Genomic DNA, 24,761 nt, shown 5'->3' on the forward strand with positions numbered 1-24,761 from the left:
TTAGGTTAATGAGTTTGCATCTCACCCAGATGGAAAGGGTACTGATAACGACAACGTTTAAACCAGTGATAAACATACTGAGGATTTTCAGAATAACTATAATGAGTTGCTTCATAAGCACAGCAGGGTACGCGGCTCATAAAACAACCTCGTTTGGCATGCCAGACATACCCATTGGCACTAGGTTTCAAGGTACGTCCATCAAAGCAGACATAGCGGGGTCGTTCGGTTTTATTACCAATGATACAGCCTTGGGCAAATAATAAGCCAGGTAAAAGAAAAATTAAACAAAATTGCTTGATCATGAGGCTGTCCACTAGCTTTCTATACTATTTAAATTATACTAACTTTTTCTCAATTCAAGCACTTTCGCCTTTATGAATAAAAATAATTTACCAATCGGTGTGTTTGATTCAGGAATGGGCGGTCTAACTGTATTAAGAGCTTTAAAAGCCACGCTGCCTGATGAATCATTTATTTACCTGGGAGATACTGCCCGATTGCCTTATGGAACCAAAAGCCCTGACACCGTGTTGCAATACGCAAAGCAGATGGTACGTATTTTAATAGAAAGGCAGGTTAAAGCCCTAATAATAGCTTGTAATACGGCAACGACAGCAGCTTTGCCTCAATTACAGGCCATGCTTCCCGATATACCCGTTTTGGGGGTGGTTATTCCTGGAGCTTCAGCTGTGGTGGCAGCGACTAAAAATCAACGTATTATTGTATTAGCCACTGAAACAACGATTGCTTCTCAAGCTTACCAGCGTTTGATTTGGGAGCAATTACCGAAGGCTACAATTAGTGTTCGTGCGTGTAGTGTGTTAGTGGCCCTTGCTGAAGAAGGGATGATAGAAAACAACGTGGCGCGAGAAGCTTTAACGCATTATTTATCTGATTTAAATTCAGAAGATACTCTTCTTCTAGGCTGTACACACTTTCCGGTATTTAAATCACTTTTGAAGACAATATTATCTTCGAGTGTAACCATAGTGGATTCCGCAGAGGCTACAGCAACTGCACTATATCAACTCCTCGATCAAGCCAATTTATTTGCTGAAAAGCCCATTAGCAAAATCTCTTATTTGGTCACGGATTCTGTTGAACGGTTTCAAACTGTGGGGGAAATTTTCTTGGGTGAATCATTAGCAACTCATGATATCGAATTAGTGGATGCGATTAGCTCTTGAGTTACGGCAATGCTGTCAGGCTAACTGTAACGGCCGCAATCAGTGCATGAAATTGGCCCAGATTAAGTGCAACTGAAAATTTCCAAAACCACCGGAAAAACGTTCGTTTTCTTAGTATCTCAGCTTGAGATTTATAGTAAATTTTGATATAGTAATTTTTACTATAGAAGACAATTAACATGCGAATAATAAAAACAAAGTTGTTTAACAAATGGGCTATAAAAAATAAAGTAAGGGATGAATTGCTTATCACTGCGGCAGAAGAAATTTCAATTGAAGTTTATGAAGCCAACTATGGTGGAGGAGTAATTAAAAAACGGATTGGAAATAAAGGAAGAGGAAAGAGTGGAAGTACCAGAACAATTGTTGCCTTCAAAAAAGGAAAGAATTGCTTTTTCGTTTTTGGATTCGAAAAAAATACTAAAAGTAATATAACTATAAATGAAGAGAAAGCCTTTAAAATTGTTGCTCAATCGTTATTGACTTATTCTGATTTGGAGCTTAATGAATTAATCAAAGATGGCTCATTAGTGGAGATTAAAAATGAGAAAAATTATTGATGCTATGGTAGAAACAGCAAAAGATCTTCGTTTAGATCCCATTACAATCAAAGAAATTGAAGTACTTAATTTAAGTGAAGTTAAAGCGCTTGAAGCAGATGAAATAAAAAAAATGAGGGTCAAAGAAAAAATTAGTCAAGCGGTAATGGCTAAAATTCTGAATGTTACTCCCTCTACCTACCAAAAGTGGGAGAGGGGAGAGGTGCATCCCAAGGGGGCAAATTTAAAATTGCTGCGGTTAGCTCATGATCATGGACTTGATTATATTATGTCTTGAAATGAAGATTGTCGAAAGGGGTCTCGGTACACGCATACCCAATGACTCTATATCCTGACAATATCACTTTAAAATTAGCCTATTAGTTTATGTTGATTTTATCTAGGGGGTTATGGTCTGCTTTAAGCAGATTTTTATGAAAAATTGAATTACCAGGAAACGGACGTTTTTCTGGTGGTTTTGGAATTTTCAGTTGCAAATAATGTGGGTCTAATTTCATGTGCTGATTGCGAACCGTTACAACTCTGAATGCCTTTGCCAAGATAGAGAAATTTAGCTGTTAATTCTCTCAAATAAAATCATTCTACAGGTTCAATTTTTTTATAGCGAGCCGATTTGTGTCGCGCATGCCTTTCCACATCGATATATCGATCAGTTGTTATACTGGAACTATGGCCGGCATCGTCTCTTACATGTTCACGAGGGCGAATTTTGACATCTTCGGAAATACCGGTATGCCTTAACCAATGTACGGTTGCTGTAATCAGATTATCGGCTTCTTCTTTTTGATTGTTAAGGCGCAACTGCTCAGCGGCTAAATCAAAGCATTGTTGTACCAGACGTCGAATCGGTGCGGTATCGCTCATGGGTCCGTTACCCCGGATTTTTGGAATTAAAGGAGAATTGTCAGCAGGAGAGGGTAATGGCGTCAAACCTAAAAATTGACGCCACCGAACCAGACTTGCCAACATGGCTTCGCTGACTGCGATCTGGCGTTCCTTATTCCCTTTGCCTACCGTTGTAAACCACCACGCACCATTACTATCCTTTGCGAAGTCGTTCATGGCAGGAATCCATCGTTCGCTGGCTGCAAGCTCTGAAATACGCAAATACATGCCATAAAGCAACGATAAGATAAAGCGCGTGCGTTCATGCTTGGCTGGATTCTCTGCGGCAAGCTTCTCGGCGGCCTGGAGAACTTCATTCCATTGTTGCAGGCTTAAACGTCTAATGGGAGCGTTTTGCTGGCGTTTACGAACGAACTTGCTTTTTTGACGAATTAACGCAACGGGATTGGATAATACGTATTCTTCCGCGATAAGAAAATTAAATAAAGTGCTTAAAATGGCAAAAATTTCCTGTATTGCGCCTTGTGATAAACTAAATTGCTCAATGGACGCTGTTGCGCCTTGTTTTCTGGCAAATTTGCTTACTGTGGCAATAAAAGGACGCCATTCCTCATTAGGTCGACGTTTTCCTTCTTTTTCCAGAAAACGAGGCACTTTTTTTAATCCTATCCAATCGTGGGGCGGATTTTGACAAAAACGAATATAGTGTTCGATGTCCTGACGTTTTAATTCAGGCAAGGTCATTTTTTTTATTTGCCAGCACCAATGCAGGAGGCGTTCCGTTTCCCGGCGATAACTATTGAAAGTTCCGAGACTACCCGTATAACTTTTAAGAAAGTTCAGGCAATGAAAAAAGTCACTTTGAAAACGTGAATCGAGAGTGACATTTTCCGCATTTTTGGAGAGATTATCCAGACTGTCAAATAAAGGTAATATTCTTGTTTTCATGAGGATACCGATGGCGTCTAAATTTTGATGCTAGCTCATGAGATTAAGAACGGCAATAACTTAATGATCTTCTATCATTGAATCGATTGGTGGTTTATTTTATAGAATTGGAAAATTTCCTGTAAATTATTATACTCAGGTTATTGACCTGCAGAATCGCACCGAGTATCATTTGCGCTCTGTCCTTGGGACGGGTAAAACGGGGTGTAGCGCAGTCTGGTAGCGCGCCTGCTTTGGGAGCAGGATGTCGGGAGTTCGAATCTCTCCACCCCGACCAGTTTTTAGGCGTCCGTAGCTCATCTGGATAGAGCATCGGCCTTCTAAGCCGAGGGTAGCAGGTTCGAATCCTGCCGGGCGTGCCAGCCCTTTTGCAGATTCCTGTGTATAGAAATGGTGAGCGTAGCTCAGTTGGTAGAGCCCCGGGTTGTGATCCCGGTTGTCGTGGGTTCGAGTCCCATCGTTCACCCCAGACCCTTGAAATTAGATAATATGCTTGAGATTCATTCTGAGTCTTTACAAGATAAGCTTACTGTTCGATAATTCCACCCTGTTTGCGAAAGTGGCGGAACTGGTAGACGCGCTGGATTTAGGTTCCAGTGGGGTAACCCGTGAGAGTTCGAGTCTCTCCTTTCGCACCATTTCATGATAATATCCAAGAGGTGACTAGATGCAAGTTTCTGTTGAAACCTTGAAAGGTTTGGAACGCAAAGTAACAGTTTCGGTGCCAACCGAGAAGGTAGAGGAAGAAGTAAGTCTTCGTCTTCGTAATCTTGCGCGTAAAGTAAAGTTAGATGGCTTTCGTCCCGGGAAAGTGCCTATGCACCTGGTGAAGAGCCGTTTCTCTAACAGTGTTCGTGAAGAAGTTGCCAGAGAAATGGTACAGTCAACGCTCTATGAGGCGTTACAAAAGAATGAACTTATTCCCGCAGGATCTCCCCATGTTGAACCTGAGCAGCTTGAATCAGGCAAAGATTTCAAATATACCGCTATTTTTGAAGTACTTCCCGAAATTACTATTAATGAGTTAAATAAAGGCGAAATTGAAGTAGTTCGTGCTGAAGTCAAGGACAGTGATGTTAACGAAATGCTTGAAAAATTGCGTGAACAAAATAAAGAGTGGCATGACGTTTCCCGTGCTGTTGCGAAAGAGGACAAGGTTATTATCGATTTTGAAGGTTTTCTTGAGGACAAACCTTTCGAAGGCGGTAGTGCCAGTAATTATGAAATTGTCATTGGTTCGGGAACAATGATCCCCGGTTTTGAAGACGGTTTAATCGGTGCTGAAGTCGAGAAGCCTTTTGATATTAAAGTGACTTTTCCCGAAAATTATAATCATAAGGAATTAGCAGGGAAAGAGGCTACGTTTAAAATTACGGTTCATAAAGTCATGGAAGGGAAACTGCCTGCTTTAGATGAGGCTTTCGCTGAAAAATTTAATATCAAGGAAGGTGGAATTGACGCGTTGAAAAAAGATATTAAGGAAAATATGATACGTGAGCTTGAGCGCCATGTTAACTCAATGAACAAGGAGCGAGTTTTCGATAAGTTACGGGAAGCCAATCCTTTTGAGTTACCGATGGCTTTAATTGATGAGGAAATTGGTCACTTAAAACATGATATGTATCATCGTCTCTTTGGCCATGAGCATTCTGATAATGAAAAAATACCTGATTTTCCTCGTGCCCTGTTTGAAGAGCAGGCAAAGCGGCGTGTTCATCTTGGGTTACTTTTTTCTGAATACGTGAAAAAACATGAAATTATAGCGGATAAAACACGTGTCGATGCGATGATTGACAAATTTGCCAGTGCTTATGAAAGCCCGGAGGAATTACGTTCCTGGTATAATGGAAGCAAAGAGCGTTTGGCTGAGGTTGAAGCACTTGTCATGGAAGAAATGGTCGCTGAAAAAATTAGCGAAGATGCTACCGTCATTGAAAAAACAATGAGTTACGAGGCGGTGATGAATCCTAAAAAGGATAGTGAGAGTAAAGGAGAATAAGTATGTCGGGTTATCCAGAAAACTTGATTAAAAATGCCAGTGGTTTGGTGCCTATGGTTATTGAGCAAACTTCACGAGGGGAGCGCTCTTATGACATTTACTCACGGCTTTTGAAAGAACGGATTATCTTTTTATTAGGAGAAGTCGAAGACCATATGGCTAATCTGGTAGTCGCACAGTTACTGTTTTTGGAGTCTGAGAATCCAGACAAGGATATTTCCTTGTACATCAACTCTCCTGGCGGGGTCGTTACAGCAGGTCTTGCAATTTACGATACCATGCAATTTATTAAACCCGATGTCAGTACCCTGTGTATAGGACAGGCGGCCAGTGCCGCCGCGCTGCTGCTTTGCGCCGGGGCTGATGGCAAGCGTTTTTGTTTGCCTAATTCAAGAGTAATGATTCATCAGCCTTTAGGGGGTTACCGAGGCCAGGCTACGGATATTGAAATTCATGCCCGTGAAACCCTGGCGGTGCGAGAGCGCTTGAATAGTATTATGGCAAGGCATACAAAAAAAACGCCTGATCAAATTATGCGTGATACTGAACGTGATAATTTTATGAGCGCTACACAGGCAGCTGAATATGGCTTAATTGATAAGGTTCTTCACAACCGCGAGACTATGGCTACAATTAAGTAATAAAAACTGTCAGTTTGTTTAAAGCAAACTGACAGATATTTGCCGTTATTTTTCTGATTGTCTAAAATTTACTATACTCACGTAATTGAAAACAGGGTGCGTTTAAAGTGCCTTACGCACCTGCTATTAATAAGGTAATTTTCGTGCTTTATTTAAGACATCAACGTGTTTTCAATTCGGGTATGTTTGGCTACCTATATATCATCTTATCTGGTAGCACTAAGAAGGGGGTTTGTAGATGAGTAAAAGCGGTAACAGTGATGGTGATAAAATTTTGTACTGTTCATTTTGTGGAAAAAGCCAGCATGAAGTAAAAAAATTGATTGCCGGTCCTTCGGTTTTTGTTTGTGATGAATGCGTTGAGCTTTGTAATGATATTATCCGCGAAGAAACTCACGAAACGCCAGAAAAAACAGAACCTTCTTTACCCACACCTAAAGAAATTTCTAATTTTCTTGATGAATACGTAATTGGTCAACCCCACGCGAAAAAAGTTCTTTCAGTGGCAGTTTATAATCATTATAAGCGTTTATATAATAAAACAGAAGAAGACATTGAACTGGGTAAAAGTAATATTCTCCTTATAGGACCTACAGGCAGTGGTAAAACGTTACTTGCTCAAACGTTAGCCCGTTTGTTAAATGTTCCTTTTACCATGGCAGATGCGACTACGTTGACTGAAGCAGGATACGTAGGTGAAGATGTGGAAAATATTATCCAGAAATTGCTGCAAAAATGTGATTATGATGTAGAAAAAGCCCAGCAGGGAATCGTTTATATTGATGAAATCGATAAAATCTCGCGCAAATCGGATAATCCTTCTATTACACGCGATGTGTCAGGAGAAGGTGTGCAGCAAGCCTTATTAAAATTAATTGAAGGGACAATTGCTTCTGTACCCCCTCAAGGCGGCCGTAAACACCCTCAACAAGAGTTTCTCCAGGTAGATACCTCCAATATTTTATTTATTTGTGGCGGCGCTTTTGCGGGACTTGATAAAGTGATTCGGGAGCGTAGTGATAAATCAGGTATAGGTTTTTCCGCGCAGCTGAAAAATAGCAAGAATAATGTCGATACACAGAAAGTCCTGGATGCGCTTGAGTCTGAAGATTTGGTCAAATATGGCTTGATTCCTGAGTTTGTGGGCCGTCTTCCCGTCGTAACTACTCTACAGGAACTTGATGAAGCGGCTTTGATTGATATTCTTACACAACCTAAAAATGCACTGACTAAACAATTCCATGCGCTGTTTAAGATGGAAAACGTAGAGTTGGAGTTTAAGGAAGAAGCATTGCGGCTGATTGCTAAAAAAGCAATGGAAAGGAAAATAGGAGCAAGAGGGTTGCGTGCTATCCTTGAAAATATTCTTTTAGACACCATGTATGAGTTACCTTCTATGGAAGGCATTAATAAAGTAGTTATTGATGAAAGTGTTATTAACAACACGGGTACACCTATCCTTATCTATCAAGGTGAGGAAAACAAGCAAGCTGCCGCAGGCGGGATGGAATAAGGTGGTGTAACAGTACTATACTGAGGCAAACAGAATAGAATTCAGTAGGGTCATCCAAGGTGTCTGTTTGCTCTTGAAAAAGAGCAAACAATTCAACTGAAAAGCTGTGCTATTTCTCATAGGATTGTCGTTTGAATAAGGGCTTATTATGTCTGGCGAAAGCGAAAATGAAGTAATATCAAATGAAGGTGATGCCTCTTCTTTACCTGTATTACCTCTTCGGGATGTTGTTGTTTATCCGCATATGGTGATCCCATTGTTTGTAGGAAGGGATAAATCCATTAAAGCATTAGAGGCATCCATGGTTGACAACAAGCAAATATTTCTGGTTGCTCAGCAAAAATCCTCTCAGGATGATCCTGGTCCCCAGGATCTCTATACCGTAGGTACTGTTTCAAGTGTTTTACAGTTATTAAAACTTCCCGATGGCACCGTCAAAGTGCTGGTTGAGGGAGAGCATCGCGCAAAAGTTAAAGACTATTCCCAGGATAAGGGCTTTTTGGAGGCTGACCTTGAAGCGATTGAGGAAGTGAATGCGCTGCTAAAAGATCAGGAAATTGAAATTTTAATGCGTTCGTTGATGTCTCAATTTGAACAATACATAAAACTCAACAAGAAAATTCCTCCGGAAGTCTTAAGTTCATTGGCAAGCATAGAGGAGCCTGGCCGTTTAGCCGATACTATAGCAGCTCATTTAAGTTTAAAAGTTGATGACAAACAAGAGTTGCTGGAAATTACCGATATTGGTACACGCCTTGAACGGCTGATGGGTGCCATTGAAAATGAAATTGATTTGCTTCACGTTGAAAAACGGGTTCGAGGTCGTGTCAAGCGCCAAATGGAAAAAAGCCAGAGAGAATACTATCTTAATGAGCAGATGAAAGCTATTCAGAAAGAGCTTGGTGAATTAGGTGAAGAAGGCAGCGAAATTGAGCAGTTGGAAGCCTCAATCAATAAAGCAGGTATGCCTAAAGAAGCAAAAGAAAAATCCTTGGCTGAGTTACATAAATTAAAAATGATGTCGCCAATGTCTGCTGAAGCGACTGTTATACGAAATTATCTTGATTGGATGCTGAGTGTACCCTGGAAAAGAAAAAATAAAATTCAATTTGATCTGCGCAAAGCTGAAAGTCTTCTTGATAAAGAACATTACGGTTTAGAAAAAGTCAAAGAACGTATTATCGAATACCTGGCTGTTCAGCAACGTGTCAAACGTTTGAAAGGACCCATTTTATGTCTGGTAGGCCCTCCTGGTGTAGGAAAGACCTCATTAGGTCAATCGATTGCTAATGCCACAGGAAGGACCTTTATTCGTATTGCATTGGGCGGTGTGCGTGATGAAGCAGAAATCAGAGGTCACAGACGCACTTACATTGGTTCCATGCCAGGCAAAATCATTCAAAAATTATGTAAAGCTGGTGTTAAAAATCCGCTTATTATGCTGGATGAAGTGGACAAAATGGCTATGGATTTTCGTGGCGACCCGGCATCCGCTTTGCTGGAGGTGCTTGATCCGGAGCAAAACCATACCTTTAGCGATCACTATCTGGAAGTAGATTATGATTTAAGCGATGTGATGTTTATTGCAACCGCTAATTCACTTGAAATACCCGCTCCTCTTCTTGATCGTATGGAAGTGATTAGGCTGGCTGGCTATACTGAAGATGAAAAAATTAATATTGCCGAGAGTTATCTGGTAAAAAAACAGCTTGTGTTGAACGGTCTAAAACCCACTGAGATTAATATCAGTGAAAGTGCGATTCGTGAAATTATACGTCATTATACACGTGAAGCGGGCGTACGTAATCTGGAACGGGATATAGCAAATATATGTCGTAAGGTAGTAAAAGAGATTTTGACCGGTAAACGCGTCAAAAAAGTTACTATTTCACGCGCCAATATTGAAAAATATTTGGGGGTAAAAAAATTCAGGTACGGCCTTGCCGAAGAATTTGATCAGGTGGGACAGGTGACAGGACTTGCCTGGACCAGTGTAGGGGGCGAATTGCTCACTATTGAAGCCTCAATGATTCCAGGCAAGGGAAAAACAATTCATACGGGCCAGTTGGGCGAGGTAATGCAGGAATCCATTCATGCGGCGATGACGGTTATGCGAAGCCGGGCAAAGAGTTTTGGCCTGGTGGATGATTTTTACGATAAAAATGATTTTCACGTGCATGTCCCCGAGGGAGCAACACCTAAAGATGGTCCCAGCGCAGGTATTGGCATGTGTACTGCTCTTGTTTCCGTCGTAACACAGATCCCTGTACGCGCTGATGTTGCAATGACAGGAGAAATAACGTTACGTGGAGAAGTGCTTCCTATTGGTGGCCTGAAAGAAAAGCTTCTGGCGGCACACCGCGGAGGAATAAAACATGTTATTATTCCCGAGGAAAATCGTAAAGATCTGGAGGAGATTCCTGACAATGTGTTAAGGAAGCTCACCGTGCATCCGGTAAAAACAATTGAACAAGTGTTGGAGTTGGCTTTACAGCGTAGTCCCACCATGAATATCCCTGTTTCGGACGATCAAGCGATAGTTTCTGCAAAAAGTACGAAAAAAAATAAAAATAAAGATTTACATGCTCATTAATAAGGGTTATATTTCACACCGTTGTCCGCTGCTGGCGGACGATGCAAGGATGTGACTGCTTGACTGAGGTGAATGATTCTGTTGTAATCGCCTTGGGTAATGGAAGAATAACTGATAGGGGAAAAGATGAATAAGAGTGAATTGATTGAAGCAATCGCAAGTGGATCTGGTGTCACTAAAGCAGACGCTAGTCGAGTTCTTGATACTTTTATGATAACCGTTACTGATGCTTTAAAGAGTGGTGATCAAGTTGTATTGCCAGGTTTCGGTTCTTTCTCCACTGGTAATCGTTCAGCACGTACTGGTAGAAATCCGCAAACTGGTGCGACGATACAAATTAAAGCTTCAAGAGTTGCCAAGTTTAAAGCAGGCAAGTCTTTGAAAGAGGCGGTACAAGACTAAGTTTTTGGGTGCTTAGCTCAGCTGGGAGAGCATCGCCCTTACAAGGCGAGGGTCGCAGGTTCGATCCCTGCAGCACCCACCAAGAATTGGAGTGGTAGTTCAGTTGGTTAGAATACCGGCCTGTCACGCCGGGGGTCGCGGGTTCGAGCCCCGTCCACTCCGCCAGATAACGCGCCTTATGGCGCGTTTTTTTTATCAGCACTTTAACCTGATATTTTCTCTTGCGAATTTACCGAATATGGAACGCCGACTATGTTGCAGAAGTTAAACGAACGCATACAGGGTGTTATAGCCTGGGTAGTTATTATTCTAATTGCTGTTACCTTTACTCTCTTTGGGGTCGACTATTATATGCAGGGACATCAGACTTCAAACGTTGAAGTGGATGTGAATGGTCAGCCTATTAGTAAACAAGATGTTGAAATTAATTATAAACGTGCACGTCAGCAACGAGAGTCTTCTCAAATTACCGCAGTTAACGAGGCGGTGCTGAAAAAGCAGGTGCTGGACAATATGATTGCCAATGAAGTAAGTGTGCAGGCAGCCAATGCAACAGGATTTGATGTGAGTTACGCACAGGCTAATGCTGCTATTCGTAGTATTCCTCAGTTTCAGCAAGATGGTCATTTCTCGTTAGAACGTTATCAGCAGGCTTTAAGTGGGGCTATGTTTACTCCCGAGTCTTTCCAGCGGGAAGTCAAGCAAGGCATGTTATTGAATCAACAACGTTTTGCTTTTATTGGGAGTGCTTTTGCATTACCTGGTGAAATTAAGCGTTTTGTTAAATTATATATGCAGACAAGAGACTATGATTACCTGACAATCCCTTCAGACTTATTTATGAAAGAAAACAAAATTTCTGATGAAATGATTAAAAAATATTATCAGAATCATCAAAAGGAATTTGTATCGCCTGAACAGGTGAGTATTGATTACGTCCGTTTGTCAATGCAACACATTAAAGAAAAAGTACAGGTAAGCGAAGAAGATATAAAGCGTTATTATGATGAAAATCAGAGTAACTTTCTTACTCCGGCGCAGTGGCAAGTCGCTCATATTCTTTTTGCCGTGCCTGAAGATGCGTCCGTGGAAACAGAGACTCAGATAAAGAAAAGAGCCGAAGACACATATCAGATATTGCAGAATAATCCAGCTCAGTTTAATGAATTGGTTAAGTCAGCATCGGATGATAAATTATCAGTTGCGAATAATGGTATTTTACCTTGGCTAACTGCTGGACAATCGGGGTTTGATAAGACACTGATTAATCTAACGACGCCGGAACAGATTGCGCCGCCAGTAAAATCGTCACATGGGTATGAAATTTTTAAATTAATTGCTTATAAACCTGCTTTAATCAAACCCTTGTCAGAAGTGAAAGAGGAGATTAAGGAGCAGTTATTAACTGAACTCGCACAGGCAAAATACGCCCGGGCCTTAGAGCAGCTTAATGATCTAAGTTATCAAAGTCCCGATTCTTTGGAGCCTGTAGCCAATACCTTGAAATTACCGATCGAAAAAACGGGACTTTTTTCACGGAAAGGAAACAACGTAGAACCAATCAATAACAGGCAAGTAGTTAATGCAGCGTTTAGTCATGATGTTCTGAGTTTTGGTAATAACAGCGATCCTGTTCAGATGGATAATGATAGTGTCTTAGTATTGCGTGTTAATCAACATATCCCTGCCGCTGAACGGCCATTAGCTGAAGTGCAGGAGGAGATTACTAAAAAATTAGCCACTCAAAATGCTAAAAATGCGGCTCGACAGTTTGGTGCTGAGCTTTTAGGCACTCAAGCTGATTCAGCGTTGCAAAAAAAGCTTATTCAAGAGAAACAACTGCGATGGCAGAGCGTTGAAAACGCATCGCGCGATACGGATAAAGCAGAAGCTATTGTTAATGATTTGGCTTTTAATTTAACACAGACCAATAATATTGATGGGCGTGAGTTAAATAATGGTGATTATGTTATCGTCCGATTGAAGAAAATTCATAACGGCCAATTTGAGTTATTGGATAAAGAACAACAAGCCAGTTTGACTCAGCAGATTGAAACAAATTATGGCACGATGGATTATGATTTATATATTAATAACTTGATTGCTAAAGCTAAAATAAACAAACCCTGATAGTGTGTTAGAGGCTATCAGTAATTGATAGATGGTAAGTGTTCACGGGATATGTAAATTTTCTCTTCCAGACTTTGTTCCATGCCTCGTCTTTTCCGCCTGAGCGGGAAAGACATTGACGTTATATACTCTTAATTACCTATTTCGTGAACACTTACGATAGATGTTACGATAACAAGGTGTGGTTCTGAGAACAAAGCTGGACTCCGTGCATAAAGCGAGGAATGTGGACACTGTGACTTATAATGTTCCATTAGATGCGTTTATCCTGTTGATTGCCTGATAAATAGTATCTATTTCCGCGGCAAGATTTTTTTTATTTCCTTCTTTTTGCCTATAAATTTTTTCATTGGTTTTTGCATTGAAAAAACCATGTGTACCAGCTGCTACTCCTTGTGCGATAGCAAATCCCGCAGTGCCGCAGTATAAAGCTGCAGCTAGCGAGCCAAAACCACCTGCCCAGACTGTAAGAGCTGCTCCTACTGCGAACCCAATTAATACACCAATGACTGCACCAATCACTCCACAAATTACAGCAGTTAATTCTTTACTTAATGGTTGTCTGCTAGTCAATTCTTTATCTAACTGAGAAAGAGAGTCGATTAATTGTTCCTGAGTGTATTGACACCCTTGGTTAATTTCTGCTGCCAAGGCAGTAAAATGCCTGATTATGACGGGATAAGGCGATTTGGCATAACTACACTCTTTATGTGAATTAATTTCAGCTACTAATTTTGCATACAATCGCCTAAAACTGTTTTTTAATATTTCGTCTTGTAAACCTTTAATTTCTTGTAAAAAAAGACTCAAGGATTTGCTAATCATTCCAGAAATCTCCTCATTTTGATGGTTTTCGCTTTTATTTGCAGGAGGAGAAATTGTTTGACTATTAGTTGTTAAAGCATTATTTTCCAGTAAGAAAGAGTCTGCTGATGACGTTTGCTGAGTAGAAATTTCTGAAGATGGATTTTCAATCTCAATGATTTTACCCGTTAAATTTTGAGACGTTTGCGATGTAGGGTGATTATTAAGATTCTCGAGAGATGGGTCTTCTCTCTCAGTCGATAACGACGAAGCTGGGATAGCCTCCAAAGGAACTTGTCTTGCTCTCTCTTTTAATAGATCGCTGGCTTTTTGCGAAAACTTATCATCGTTTCTCAGCATTTTTATTAATTCATCAGTTAACAGATGAACAGTTTCTTTTTTATTACATTGATTATAAAGGGCATTGGATAATCCTTCATTGAATAAAATATATTGGACCTTGACTAAGGTAGAAAGTTCATCTACTCGTAATTCTCTGACTTTCTTGTTTGTGCTTATCTTTTCTTCGGATAGGGCAACAAGTACTGGATGAGAAGGAATGATTGCCGGGGCTAACAAGGCTAAGGCAATCTCATATTCAGAATGATGTGAGAGAGTAAAAGCAGGTTCTTTTTCTGCATTAAATTTCACATCAGGACCTATATTATATTTAATAAATTCTACAAAGTTGGGATTGTAATCTATTGTTGAGTTTGGCCAGGATTGATAAAATTCGTTAAACAGTAATGTAGGTTCTTTACCTACTAAGATGGCGGCAATTTCTTTAGGGACGTGATTGATATTGTATATAAATTTATCTATCTGGGCTAATGTCAAATTTAAATTGCTAAATTCTGCTTGAAAATTCAGATTTTCCTTAATAGCCCGTGTTGTTAACGCAACGTGTTTTTTTAAAAAATTTAAACCAATTATGGTTACTTCCAGGGAGTTTCCTAACAAAGGCAAGTAGGCATTCAATTGAGTATCTTCCTGAAATTCTACATAGACACGAGCCTCTTTATTCGCTTCTCTTTCCCAATGTCCTCCGTTATTAGCGCCTTCTGCTCCACCCTGGTGATAAAGTGTAATGACAGGCCATGATTGGCCAAATTCAAAGTGGTCTTCTGTATTGTCGTGATGATAGGTTAAATTAAAACCGAGGGGTTCAAGTAAAAAGTAAGCTACATCGGCAGGGGATAAACTAAAATAACGTCCATTAGCAGGATTTAATTCTTCAGTTTTTTGGATATATTGTTCACGAGTTTGAGTTTCAGCACTTGCTAAAAGGCCAATATTAACTTTATCCTGCTTCATAAAATGGACTAATACTCGTCGTAATACAGGCCCTAAAATAATTTGCGTGTCAAAGGCATTGTAAGAACTTAGAATTTGACTAAAAAAACGCCATTGAAAGGACTCTTTCAAACCATAGAAGTTGGCAAACTCATCTTTTAATACCGTATAGGCAGGATCAAATGCATTATGATAGTTATCATCAGCTCCACGCTTTAAAATTTCCTCCTTAATTTCTGGAGTACACGCATGTAAGCCACAATTATTTAAAATCGCTGAAATATGCGGAAAAGGCATTTTTAATGGGTCTTTATATCAAAATAAAAGGTATTGTAACATTCTTTTATTAAGATAATATGAACATATCGAATTCATTGATTAAATTTTTTATACTTTAAGTGCTTTTAATTATCTTTTTGGCAGACTGGTGATCTGGTCGGTTTTTTATCCCCCTTACAAGGGGGATTGTAAATTAAATTAATAAGCGGCTGAATTCGCTGTGATGTTTAAAGCACCGGTCAGATCACCAACAAGGAATCGAAATGCATTAAATGTTGGCGATACAGCGCCAAAAGTAAGACAAAGAGGTGCTTTAACCACAACATCGGTTTGTAGCAACAACCAGCTTCCATTATTAAGGGCATAAGTGCGTAAATAAAATTCCTCGTTATCATCTATATCGTCAACTTTTCCTATCGTATTAGAACCTCCTGCTTTTTCCTGAAATCCTACGACCTGGTATTGATTATTTTGATTGATTACTTGCAGGTATCCATTAGTCGCTGTGGAAATTTTTGTAGCAGGAATTAAAAAGGTATCTTCTCCAGGCAAACTGGGATTATTATCATCCGGAATGAAAAGAACCGGTTTATCATTTAGTAAAGGCCAGCTAGTCTCATACTGGTTTTTTGAAAAACTGATATCCCAGGTATTTCCACCCCCGGTAGTACTTTCAATTCCTGAATATTGAAGCGACACATAACAGGGAACACTGCCTAAATTAACACGGGTATCATTATAAACATTGGTGCAACCATCATTACCGACAGCGGCATAAAGTTGATCATAATCATTTGATACGGTTGAAGTATAATTGTTCCCGTCAAAAGCAACATTGCTTAATGTGGCTATCAAACTGGCTTTATTTGTATTGTAAAAATCATGATACGTACTCACCAGGTTCATGTAGTTTTGAGAAAAAAATTGCGTACCATTAAGCACGGTGGTATTAGGATAATCAGAATCATAGAAAGCTAAAAGCGATGGGAAATAAATTTGTAATCCGAATGAATCTTGTCTATTTGCACTGTTTTGATAATACTTCACGGCATATTGAGTAGAACTAATCAAATAATTTGACGTAAATTGTAATGTCGCATCTGCCGGGAATTGCTCTGTGATTGCTTTGGCAAATCCAATTAAATCAACCAGATCAAAACTGTCATTATCCCATACCGATGTTGCATAGTCAGGGGCTTTAAGTCTGCCTCGCGCAAGATTTTTCCAGTCTGTAATAGTCGTTGTATAAGGTTGCAATGCGGTTGCAAAATTAGTAATGGCAGTGAGTAAACTGGGTATGGCTGAAGAATCAATAACTGATAGAGTGGTGGAATCTCCTTTATTTTGATTGGTATAACCGTTGACAATTTCAATACCAATCCTTAAGCCATCAGCCATTGGATGGGTATTAATGTAATTGAGGAAGGTATTATACTGCCAGCTTTTTCCAGGTTCGAGATCTTCGGAGGCTACGTAATAGTTCGTATAAGGATATAATCCCGCAAGTGTTTCAATATTGCCCAACAAGCAGGCATCAAAGCCAATAATTTCGAATCGTTTACCTGTATTGTTATAGGCGCCCATCGTTGCTGCGGCCAATTGATTGATGGGGGTGGAACGAATAGATTGAGGGAACAGTTCATCCCCACCAAAACCCCCATTGGGGCCACCACCATGATCCCAATAGACAACTATATATCGATCAGCGGGAAAGGTGCGAACACCCCAGACCAGAAAATCCTGAATCGTGCTGGTAGCACCCATATTGATGCGGCCGAGGTCTTTAATTAAAGCAAGACTGCCGGGTAAAACAAGCTTGCGTTGAACGGTTTGCCAACCTGGTTTTAAAGAGCCGCCTGTTTCAATAACAATATTCATGTTTTTGGAAGAGCCGACTTGCATCATTTGATTAATATTGGCTGTGGCAGTATGATCATTGCGCTCTAAATCAGCCCCCACTATATAAACTAAAACCGTATATTTAGCTTGGGTAACGTTTAAAATAATTGGGCTTATCAGTGGGGCTCTGCCACCATAATTAATACTTAAATAACGATTAAGCAGACCTGCCTGTACAGGATTGTTAAGTGTCACTGTAATTGAACAATTTGCATTGGGGGCAATGTAAGTACCACAGGTGGTACTTGTTATGAGGGCTGTATTCGCTTGATTGCCGTCATTATTAATAATAGAGATACTTTTTAGAGGTAGACTTTGGGTTTGTACATTATTATGAATAGTATAATGAAGGGTTTGAACTTGCCCTATTGCCATGTCGTGAGCGGCAGGCGCTGAGATAAAAGTGAGTGGTAACACGCCGGCGTTGATTGAGTTTGACCAAAAACAAATAACCGTTAACAGATAAAAATAATGTCGTAAATAATGGCACATAGATCAATTGCATCCTTCAATGTAAGCGTTCACACAATGACGTCAACTTAAAACCGATTTTCATTAGCTGTGTTCTACAACTTGCCTGCGGGAAGCCAGAATTGAACAACGTTCTGGATCCACGGACAAGCCGTGGAACGTAGGTATTCCTTTTAAGTTGACGCCATTGAGTGTTCACATCCTATTTAAAAAACGGCTTATTGGCGCCTATTCGCTAAATCAAACCGTTCACCAAGATTCAAGCACACTTTTTAAGCGAGCACTGTTTCCCCTAAATTTTTAAATGAACTCCAGCCAGGATAGCGGAAGAATGTAGAGAGAATTGTGCCGGCGTAATTATCGCAGGTTCTCCATTTAGTATTCCATAACGTGCTGTTTTTATTTCATTCAATCGGGTATAAAGATATTCAAGAGAAACACTTAAATGAGAAGTCCAACCATAAGAAACTCCGGCACCAACTTCTGAAACAAAGCCGTTTTTGCTACTGTTTTTTAAATGAAGTCCGCCACCATAAACACCCGCATTTGGCCTGTCTTCATAATGAAGACGTGTCCAACCGTTGCCGATACCGCCTGTCAAAAACAGGGAAACCTGGTGGAAGGATGCAACCGTTAGCGCTAAATCAGCCATGAGTTGAGTGCTGCTAATTGATAAATAATAAGTATAATTATCCATAAGAGGATCCTGGTATTGCTCAATTTGTCCTTGAATAGAATGATCAAAAATCTCGTGACTCATATAACGCAGGTTTATGGCAGTTTTGAGTCCCGGAAATAATTGGACACCAGAAATAGAAAGGTAGGTATTTAAGGGTATTAGATAAGCAAACCCAAGTCCCAGTTCACCGGCGTCAGGGTTATGAGTTTGGCGCAAATTGTCTGTTTCTGTGTCTGTGACCCCAAAAGTGGAATCCCCTGCATCTAACCGGGCAGCACCGGCATTGGCGGATAATTCAAACGAATTTTGATTAAAAACACTTGGCCAAACAGCATAAGAAGAACATGAAAATAAGAAAAGACTCAAACAACCAAACTTGATCAACGAAGACATCATTTAAATTTAAAATCCTTTTATCTCAATAACGGGAGAAACAGAACTCCAGGAAGCGATATATTACTCGATTTGAAAATTAGCGCAATACTGATGTGTTAAAAGCAAGAATATAAGGTTCTTGATTAAAGAACTTTATCATTCTCTTTGAAAAGTGTTTTCAAACAGGGCAAACACATCTAAATTTTTGTTCGTTATGCACGATCTTGAATAGCGACTGAAGCTTCCGCGCATAAAGCGCGGAACGTAGGCGTTGTGATCTTATAAAGCTTCTATTCGATGCGTTTACCTTGTATTTTCAGATGAAAATTATTCTGCGTCCAGATTCGACATGGATACGGCGTGATATCCGGCATCCACATGAATTACCTCAGCAGTGATCCCTGAAGCCAGATCGGAGCATAAAAACGCTGCTGTATTGCCTACTTCTTCCGCGCTGACGTTTCTTTTTAACGGTGTTACATTGGCGTAGGCGTTTTGCATTTTCCGAAAGTCCTTAATACCGGCAGCAGCCAATGTTTTGATAGGCCCGGCTGAAATGGCATTAACACGCAAACCTTTAGATCCCAGGCTGGCTGCAAGATAGCGCACGGAAGCTTCAAGACTGGCTTTGGCTATACCCATTACGTTGTAATTAGGTACAGCTTTTTCTGCACCGTAATAGCTTAGCGTTAAGATGGCTCCTGCAGTATCTTGCATCATCGGTAAAGCCGCTTTTGCCAGACCTATTAAACTATAGGCACTAATATCATGGGCAATACGAAAACCATCCCTGCTGACATGCTCGATGAAGTCACCGCTAATTTGATCAGCAGGAGCAAACGCTACGGAATGAATAAGAATATCCAGTTTGTCCCATTGATGGCTTAATTGTTCAAATACATTTTGAATATCGGCATCATTAGCGACATCGCAAGGAAAAGTGAGGCTCGAATTAAATTCTGCAGCCATGGTTTCAACTCTGTTTTGCAGTTTTTCATTCTGATAGGTAAAAGCGAGTTCAGCACCCTGTTCGTGAAACGCTTTGGCAATTCCATAAGCAATAGAGCGATTGCTTGCCAAGCCAACAATCAGTGCTTTTTTTCCTTGTAAAAATCCCATCTTCTTCTCCTCTCAATCGGTTGTGTGCGTTGCCAGTAGTTCGCGCATTTTTGCCTGAATCATATCAATAGCAATACGATTTTCCCCCCCACGAGGAACGATAATATCTGCATAACGACTTGATGGTTCAATAAATTGCAGATACATAGGTCTTACTGTGGTTTCATATTGATGAACAACGGACTCAAATGAACGATGCCGTTCAACTACGTCTCGTTTAAGACGACGAGTCAGGCAAACATCCAGAGGCGTTGACATGAAAATACGTATATCCATAACTTCGCGTAACGCTTTATCGGTAAAGAGTAAGATTCCCTCCAGAACAATAATAGCGTGTCGCCCAATATGACGGGTTTCCGGTAAACGAATATGTTTTGAATGGGAGTAAATAGGTATATCTACTGACTCACCTTGCTGCAAACTGCGTAAATGGTTGCAAAGCAAGGTATGATCAAACGCTTCAGGGTGATCGTAATTGATTGTTTCTCGCTCAGCAAAAGGAAGATGGCTGTTATCTTTATAATAGGCATCTTCAGAAATGACAACAACCTGCTCTGAACCGAGTTCATTAACAATTGTATTGGCCAGCAGACTTTTTCCGGAGGCAGAAGGGCCGGAGATCCCAATAATAATGGCTTGTTTGCTCATGGTGATACTATTCAAAATTTTGTGCAAATAGTAAGCCTTTATGACGATAAATTCAATCTGTAGGAAGGTATTATTGATGATTATATGCAAGGCAAACGGGATGCTTGTTTATCAGATGCTATTTAATTGACTGGTTATTGCGCTTTAAAAGAACATATAAGGCACCACAACCGCCGTGATGTGCAAGAGCGCTATGAAACGCCAGTACCTGAGAGAATTGCGGAAGCCAATGGTTAACCAGATTTTTTAAGATAGGTGCTTCCCCGCGGTGACCGCCTTTGCCGTGAATAATTAAAAGACAACGATGGCCTTTCTCATTTTGCTGCGCTATGAATTTTATAAGGGAATCTCTTGCCGAGTCAGGTTTTAAACCATGTAAATCCAATTTTCCCTGATATGGGATTTGTCCTTTTCGTAGCTCGCGCAGACGTGTGGCGGGAATGGAATGACTACAATAAGATAAGATGGTATCTGATTGAACTTCTTCCTGATAATAATCAGATAAGTATATGGTTTTCGTGCGCTTTTGCATTACCCGGTCGTTACTTTTTTTTCTGACTGGTAAAGTTTCAGGCGCCGTAAAAATTTTCTTGTTTTCTTGCAAAGGCTTAACGTCTTTCATCATCTCACGAAATAAAGCCTTGTCTTGTTCAGACAGGAAATTTTTAGGCATAGCAATAATTATTAAGTCACATTATTAAATTATATCGTATTTGTTAACGTCATAGAGAAAGCCTGTTTAAAAAAACATTCCCTCAAGAAAATTTTCTTTAATTTGCCGGAGGGAAACCTTTTGATTAATTATCCCTATGAATTACGTACAAATTGTGATAATCATGTGCTAATTATGTTTTATCCGTGATTAAACTACGAAAATGTGATGCCCTATGAATGATTCTTATTTAGCACTTACGAGAAATTTTGAAACTATTGTTGATTTTTTGCGGTTTGGTCTAACGGAAGCTCAGAAGGCCAATCTTTATTATGGTCATGGCACTGATAATGCCTGGGACGATATGCTCGCCCTGATTTTGGGTAGTTTATCCTTGCCTTTAGAACTGGACCCCTTATTTTTACAAAGCCGTTTGACTGATTTTGAAAAACAGCAACTGGCGAGCCGGCTTTCGCAGCGTATTCTTGAAAGAATACCTGTCCCCTATATTACTAATCAAGCTTACTTTTGTGAATTGCCTTTTTATGTGGATGAACGGGTGTTGATTCCTCGCTCACCGTTTGCCGAATTGATTAAGCAGCAATTTTCTCCCTGGTTAGAGGCGAATAAGGTTGAACGGGTGCTTGATCTTTGTACTGGCAGCGGCTGCATTGCTATTGCCTGTAGCTATGCTTTTCCCGAAGCCCTTATTGATGCAGTCGATATTTCGCCGGCTGCTCTGGAAGTTGCTGCAATGAATCGCGAGCGTCATGGTTTACAAGACCTATTAACGCTCATTGAATCGGATTGTTGGGACAAAGTACCCAAGGTGCGTTATGATTTAATCGTTTCCAATCCTCCTTACGTGGGGCGCGAGGAAATGCAGACATTGCCTGCGGAATATCATCATGAACCGGTGCTTGCCCTGGAAACAGGTAATAATGGTCTGGCGCTTGTGGAAAAAATTCTGGCGAAAGCTGCTGATTATTTAACCGAACAGGGTCTATTAGTTGTTGAAGTAGGAAATAGTGAGGACGCGCTTATCGAAGCTTATCCGGATGTCCCTTTTATGTGGCTCGATTTTGAAAATGGTGGGCAAGGTGTTTTTTTGTTAACCTTTGAGCAATTAAAAACGCATTTTGCATCTTGAGGTAGCAATCCAATGAGCGGAAATACGTTTGGTAAATTGTTTGCTGTAACGACTTTTGGCGAAAGCCATGGCGCTGCGTTGGGTTGCGTTATTGATGGTTGTCCTCCAGGTTTGGCCTTGTCTGCTGAGGATATTCAACCTTTTCTTGATCGGCGCAAACCGGGACAATCCAAATATACCAGTCAACGGCGGGAAGTTGATAAAGTTGAAGTGCTTTCAGGTGTTTTTAATGGATTGACGACAGGTACTCCCATTGCTTTATTAACAGGTAATCACGATCAACGCCCCCGTGATTATGATGACATTAAGGATCTTTTCCGCCCGGGACATGCTGATTTTACTTATCATCATAAATATGGCCATCGTGATTATCGTGGTGGCGGGCGTTCTTCGGCACGAGAAACCGTTGCCAGAGTAGCTGCTGGTGCAGTTGCCCGCCTTTATTTACAACGAGTTGTTGGTGTTACCATTACAGGTTATCTACAGCAGCTGGGAACACTTGTTATTGATTATATCGATGATCAGGAAATAAATAAAAATCCTTTCTTCTGTCCTAATCAGGCACAAGTGCAAGCCCTTGCCAGTTATATTGATGCCTTACGGCGGCAAGGTGATTCAGTGGGGGCACGGGTGCGAGTCACCGCCCGGGGCGTACCTGTAGGGCTTGGTGATCCGGTTTTTGATAAACTTGATGCCACGCTGGCTTACGCCATGATGTCGATCAATGCGGTGAAAGGGGTAGAAATCGGTACAGGTTTTGGCGTAGTTGGCCAACTGGGTAGTGAACATCGGGATGAAATGACCCAACAAGGTTTTCTCAGTAATAATGCGGGAGGAATACTGGGCGGTATTTCAACAGGACAGCCTATAGAGGTAAGTCTGGCTTTAAAGCCAGCATCCAGTATTGTGAAACCTGGGAAAACAATTAATATCTACGGAGAGGAAGTCATGGCTGTTACTAAAGGACGTCATGATCCTTGCGTTGGTATTCGTGCAGTGCCTATCGCTGAAGCAATGATGGCTCTGGTATTAATGGATCACTATTTGCGTGATAAAGCGCAAAATAAATAGTCCTTGATAGCTATTCCTGAGATAGGATAGGCTTTGCAACTATTATCAAAGCCTTATTCTAATTTTCTTATTTGAGGTATTGGAGAGTAATGAGTAAAAAACTGAATATTGCTGTTGTCGGTGCAACAGGTGCTGTAGGAGAAACAATGCTCGCTGTTTTGGAAGAGCGACATTTTCCTGTGGCGAATCTTTATCCTCTTGCCAGCTCCCGTTCTGTAGATAAAACGGTAACCTTTAACAAGGAGCTTCTGAATGTAGAAGATGTGGCCAATTTTGATTTCAGCCAGGCGGATCTTGCTTTATTTTCTGCAGGGGGTTCTGTATCCAGGGAGTTTGCTCCAATTGCTGCGCGAGCGGGCTGTATTGTCATTGATAATACCTCTTGTTTTCGGTATGACAATGATATTCCGCTTGTAGTTCCCGAAGTGAATGCGCACCGCATCGCGGATTACACTCATCGGGGTATTATTGCTAATCCAAATTGTTCAACCATTCAAATGGTTGTCGCTTTAAAACCTTTGTATGATGCAGCCGGAATTGCGCGGATTAATGTCGCAACTTATCAGGCTGTTTCTGGTACAGGTAAAAAAGCCATTGCTGAACTTGTCGCTCAAATGGGTGAGTTATTAAATGGCCGGCCTGTCAAGTCAGTAGTTTATCCTCAACAAATAGCTTTTAACGTATTACCTCATATTGATGAGTTTCAGGAAAATGGGTACACCCGCGAAGAAATGAAAATGGTCTGGGAAACAAGAAAAATCATGGAGGATGAAACCATCCTTGTGAATCCGACCACAGTTCGTGTACCTGTGCTTTATGGTCATTCTGAAGCAATTCATGTTGAACTGAAAGCACCTTTAACGGTAGATAAGGCACGCAAACTGCTTGCCAATGCGCCTGGCGTAAAATTAATAGACTCTCCCTCGAAATTACAATATCCGACACCGATTACTCATGCAGTCGGACAGGATGAGGTTTTTGTAGGACGTATTCGCCAGGATATTTCCCATCCTTGTGGTTTAAACTTGTGGGTGGTCGCGGATAATGTGCGTAAAGGGGCTGCAACCAATGCGGTACAAATCGCTGAAATTCTGCAACGTGACTATTTATGATTTATACTAGATTATTATGAGCAATAATAGATCAAATAATCGACAAAGCTCTCTTTTAGTCGATGAAACGTTCATGATGGAACAAACGAGAAGAGAAGCTGAGCAGGAGGGGCATCGGAAGTTGGCCAGGGTTCACGTGCGGGAGCACAGTGAAGCACAGGCGTCACCAGAAGGAGAGTTGCAAAATAGCATTCAGGAACATCCCTGGTTCAATTCTCAGCGTTACGACGGGGTTGATTCTGATACAAATCCACTGCCGCCTTTAAATACCGATGCGCGTCGGGAATACGATAATGCTAAACGGGAGCAGCAATTAGAGCTGCAAATGCGTTTGGGTCTGATGCCAAAAATGGGGTCTACGCCTGAACCCAAACCCTAGGGATCTTA

The 24,761-nt window shown here is 40.7% G+C and carries 21 protein-coding genes and 6 tRNA genes; 19 read left to right on the forward strand and 8 right to left on the reverse strand.

The genetic code is table 11. From position 1 onward, the window contains the following. Positions 1-5 precede the first annotated feature (5 nt). On the reverse strand, positions 6-305 hold the full coding sequence (locus tag T345_RS0104430; RefSeq protein ID WP_028388280.1) for a hypothetical protein: 300 nt from the start codon (positions 303-305) through the stop codon (positions 6-8). 72 nt (positions 306-377) lie between these two features. Here T345_RS0104430 and murI point away from each other — a divergent pair, with 72 nt between their 5' ends. The 3 genes from murI (at position 378) to T345_RS0104445 (ending at position 2,027) form a co-directional block, all read left to right on the forward strand. Beyond that, complete coding sequence (gene murI / locus T345_RS0104435) at positions 378-1,190, forward strand: glutamate racemase (RefSeq protein ID WP_028388281.1); 813 nt, start codon at positions 378-380, stop codon at positions 1,188-1,190. 179 nt (positions 1,191-1,369) lie between these two features. After that, positions 1,370-1,750: a type II toxin-antitoxin system RelE/ParE family toxin gene (locus T345_RS0104440; protein WP_028388282.1), complete on the forward strand. Its 381-nt coding sequence runs from the start codon at positions 1,370-1,372 to the stop codon at positions 1,748-1,750. Continuing rightward, the gene (locus tag T345_RS0104445; protein ID WP_028388283.1) at positions 1,734-2,027 is read left to right on the forward strand and encodes a helix-turn-helix domain-containing protein; all 294 of its coding nucleotides are present in this window, start codon (positions 1,734-1,736) and stop codon (positions 2,025-2,027) included. The genes T345_RS0104440 and T345_RS0104445 overlap by 17 nt, the downstream gene beginning before the upstream one ends. Positions 2,028-2,326: 299 nt before the next feature. Here the strand turns inward: T345_RS0104445 and T345_RS0104455 are convergent, their stop codons facing one another. Next, entirely contained in the window at positions 2,327-3,550 is a 1,224-nt protein-coding gene (locus T345_RS0104455) for a tyrosine-type recombinase/integrase (RefSeq protein ID WP_028388284.1), read from the reverse strand. A 194-nt stretch (positions 3,551-3,744) separates the two neighbouring features. Between T345_RS0104455 and T345_RS0104460 the strand changes: the two genes are divergently transcribed. The 12 genes from T345_RS0104460 (at position 3,745) to T345_RS0104515 (ending at position 12,822) form a co-directional block, all read left to right on the forward strand. After that, positions 3,745-3,821: transfer RNA gene (locus T345_RS0104460), tRNA-Pro, on the forward strand. A gap of 8 nt (positions 3,822-3,829) precedes the next feature. Next, positions 3,830-3,906 (forward strand) — tRNA-Arg (locus T345_RS0104465). A 31-nt stretch (positions 3,907-3,937) separates the two neighbouring features. Further along, positions 3,938-4,013: transfer RNA gene (locus T345_RS0104470), tRNA-His, on the forward strand. A gap of 84 nt (positions 4,014-4,097) precedes the next feature. Beyond that, positions 4,098-4,182: transfer RNA gene (locus T345_RS0104475), tRNA-Leu, on the forward strand. A gap of 29 nt (positions 4,183-4,211) precedes the next feature. After that, positions 4,212-5,543: a trigger factor gene (tig, locus tag T345_RS0104480; RefSeq protein WP_028388285.1), complete on the forward strand. Its 1,332-nt coding sequence runs from the start codon at positions 4,212-4,214 to the stop codon at positions 5,541-5,543. Between the two features lie 2 nt (positions 5,544-5,545). Then, positions 5,546-6,184, forward strand: coding sequence for an ATP-dependent Clp endopeptidase proteolytic subunit ClpP (gene clpP / locus T345_RS0104485; protein WP_028388286.1), 639 nt, complete (start codon positions 5,546-5,548; stop codon positions 6,182-6,184). A gap of 238 nt (positions 6,185-6,422) precedes the next feature. Beyond that, positions 6,423-7,697 (forward strand): ATP-dependent Clp protease ATP-binding subunit ClpX, encoded by a 1,275-nt coding sequence (clpX, locus tag T345_RS0104490; protein WP_028388287.1) that lies wholly within the window; start codon positions 6,423-6,425, stop codon positions 7,695-7,697. A gap of 148 nt (positions 7,698-7,845) precedes the next feature. Further along, positions 7,846-10,290, forward strand: coding sequence for an endopeptidase La (gene lon / locus T345_RS0104495; protein ID WP_028388288.1), 2,445 nt, complete (start codon positions 7,846-7,848; stop codon positions 10,288-10,290). Between the two features lie 126 nt (positions 10,291-10,416). Beyond that, positions 10,417-10,692, forward strand: coding sequence for an HU family DNA-binding protein (locus T345_RS0104500; protein ID WP_028388289.1), 276 nt, complete (start codon positions 10,417-10,419; stop codon positions 10,690-10,692). A gap of 6 nt (positions 10,693-10,698) precedes the next feature. Continuing rightward, positions 10,699-10,774: transfer RNA gene (locus tag T345_RS0104505), tRNA-Val, on the forward strand. Positions 10,775-10,780: 6 nt separating this feature from the next. Beyond that, positions 10,781-10,857 (forward strand) — tRNA-Asp (locus tag T345_RS0104510). A gap of 87 nt (positions 10,858-10,944) precedes the next feature. Further along, the gene (locus tag T345_RS0104515) at positions 10,945-12,822 is read left to right on the forward strand and encodes a SurA N-terminal domain-containing protein (protein WP_028388290.1); all 1,878 of its coding nucleotides are present in this window, start codon (positions 10,945-10,947) and stop codon (positions 12,820-12,822) included. Between the two features lie 240 nt (positions 12,823-13,062). On the opposite strand, the gene T345_RS0104520 is transcribed toward T345_RS0104515, so the two are convergent. From T345_RS0104520 to T345_RS0104545, 6 genes are all read right to left on the reverse strand, one after another. Then, the gene (locus tag T345_RS0104520) at positions 13,063-15,216 is read right to left on the reverse strand and encodes a DUF456 domain-containing protein (RefSeq protein WP_028388291.1); all 2,154 of its coding nucleotides are present in this window, start codon (positions 15,214-15,216) and stop codon (positions 13,063-13,065) included. Positions 15,217-15,396: 180 nt separating this feature from the next. Then, on the reverse strand, positions 15,397-17,589 hold the full coding sequence (locus T345_RS0104525) for a clostripain-related cysteine peptidase (protein WP_028388292.1): 2,193 nt from the start codon (positions 17,587-17,589) through the stop codon (positions 15,397-15,399). A gap of 271 nt (positions 17,590-17,860) precedes the next feature. Further along, on the reverse strand, positions 17,861-18,643 hold the full coding sequence (locus T345_RS0104530; protein ID WP_028388293.1) for an outer membrane protein: 783 nt from the start codon (positions 18,641-18,643) through the stop codon (positions 17,861-17,863). A gap of 306 nt (positions 18,644-18,949) precedes the next feature. After that, positions 18,950-19,741, reverse strand: a complete 792-nt coding sequence (locus T345_RS0104535) for an enoyl-ACP reductase FabI (protein ID WP_028388294.1) — start codon at positions 19,739-19,741, stop codon at positions 18,950-18,952. Between the two features lie 12 nt (positions 19,742-19,753). Further along, entirely contained in the window at positions 19,754-20,389 is a 636-nt protein-coding gene (gene udk / locus T345_RS0104540) for a uridine kinase (RefSeq protein WP_028388295.1), read from the reverse strand. 118 nt (positions 20,390-20,507) lie between these two features. After that, positions 20,508-21,062, reverse strand: coding sequence for a Smr/MutS family protein (locus tag T345_RS0104545; RefSeq protein ID WP_028388296.1), 555 nt, complete (start codon positions 21,060-21,062; stop codon positions 20,508-20,510). A gap of 214 nt (positions 21,063-21,276) precedes the next feature. On the opposite strand from T345_RS0104545, the gene prmB reads away from it, so the two are divergent. From prmB to T345_RS13570, 4 genes are all read left to right on the forward strand, one after another. After that, on the forward strand, positions 21,277-22,191 hold the full coding sequence (prmB, locus tag T345_RS0104550) for a 50S ribosomal protein L3 N(5)-glutamine methyltransferase (RefSeq protein ID WP_028388297.1): 915 nt from the start codon (positions 21,277-21,279) through the stop codon (positions 22,189-22,191). A 12-nt stretch (positions 22,192-22,203) separates the two neighbouring features. After that, entirely contained in the window at positions 22,204-23,262 is a 1,059-nt protein-coding gene (gene aroC / locus T345_RS0104555; RefSeq protein WP_028388298.1) for a chorismate synthase, read from the forward strand. An 89-nt stretch (positions 23,263-23,351) separates the two neighbouring features. After that, positions 23,352-24,374 carry an aspartate-semialdehyde dehydrogenase gene (locus T345_RS0104560; RefSeq protein ID WP_028388299.1) on the forward strand — a complete coding sequence of 341 codons (1,023 nt, stop codon included), beginning with the start codon at positions 23,352-23,354 and terminating at the stop codon, positions 24,372-24,374. A 16-nt stretch (positions 24,375-24,390) separates the two neighbouring features. Then, a complete protein-coding gene (locus T345_RS13570; RefSeq protein WP_131777737.1) occupies positions 24,391-24,753 on the forward strand; it encodes a hypothetical protein in 363 nt (120 codons plus the stop codon). Positions 24,754-24,761: the final 8 nt, after the last annotated feature.

The sequence above is a fragment of the Legionella fairfieldensis ATCC 49588 genome (genome assembly GCF_000621525.1).
Taxonomy (GTDB): domain Bacteria; phylum Pseudomonadota; class Gammaproteobacteria; order Legionellales; family Legionellaceae; genus Tatlockia; species Tatlockia fairfieldensis.